Origin of the sequence: Gryllotalpicola koreensis (assembly GCF_039538185.1) — a bacterium.
Classification (GTDB): Bacteria; Actinomycetota; Actinomycetes; order Actinomycetales; family Microbacteriaceae; genus Gryllotalpicola; species Gryllotalpicola koreensis.
Genome location: NZ_BAABBW010000013.1, coordinates 1 through 1,068 on the forward strand (window position 1 = coordinate 1; position 1,068 = coordinate 1,068).

The 1,068-nt window shown below is 65.5% G+C and carries 1 protein-coding gene; it reads left to right on the plus strand.

Going from position 1 to position 1,068, the window contains the following annotated elements:
- Positions 1–101: 101 nt before the first annotated feature.
- Positions 102–1,068, plus strand: a 967-nt coding sequence (locus tag ABD708_RS19405) for an IS481 family transposase (protein WP_344757594.1), incomplete at its 3' end; no start/stop codon positions are given.

Genomic DNA, 1,068 nt, shown 5'->3' on the forward strand with positions numbered 1-1,068 from the left:
CTAGGTGTAGTTCCTCGGCACGTTGTGAACGTGGGCTGAGGTAGCGAAGACCTCCGGAACGATGTGGGTTACCACACTCTCATCGCTTCACGGAGGTCTTCGTGACTCACGCTAATGCCCATCTGACGCCGCGAGGGCGGCTGCGTCTTGCCCGCTCGATCGTCGAGGAAGGCTGGTCGTATCGGCGGGCGGGCGAGCGGTTCCAATGCTCGCCGGCTACGGCGAAGAAGTGGGCTGACCGGTTGCGGGCGGGGCTACCGATGACGGATCGCAGCTCCCGGCCGCATCGCAGCCCGAACCAGACGAGACGGCGCACCGAGCGGCGGATCCTCGCGCTGCGGTTCACCCGCCGCTGGGGTCCGCACCGCATCGCCTACCACCTGCACCTGGCCCGGGCCACGGTCGAGCGGGTGCTGAGACGGTATCGGGCGCCGCTACTGGCGCATGTGGATCAGAGCACCGGCTTGCCGGTGAGGAAGCCAACGCCCGTGCGATACGAGCGGGCCAAGCCGGGCGAGCTGGTGCACATGGACATCAAGAAGCTCGGCCGCATCCCCGACGGCGGCGGCCACAAACGACTCGGGCGCCGGGAAGGCAAGAAGAACAACGACGGGCATGGTCGCGGCGGCCGCGGCTACGCGTTCCTGCACCACGCGATCGACGACCATTCGAGACTGGCCTACTCCGAAATCCACACCGATGAGCGCAAAGAGACCGTGATCGCGTTCTGGCGCAACGCCGTGGCGTTCTTCGCCGAGGCCGGTATCACCGTCGAGCGCCTCATGACCGACAACGGCCCGGCCTACCGCTCCCGCGAGCTCGCCGCCGAACTCGGTGCCATCAAGCACACATTTACACGGCCCTACCGACCCCAGACGAACGGAAAAGTCGAGCGCTTCAACCGAACCCTGGCAGCCGAGTGGGCCTACGCGAAAACCTACGACTCAGACGAGACCAGAGCCGCCGACTACCAACGATGGGTCCATCACTACAATCACCACCGACCCCACACCGGTATCGACGGCCAAACCCCATCAGACCGCGTTCACAACCTCACGAGGAACTACA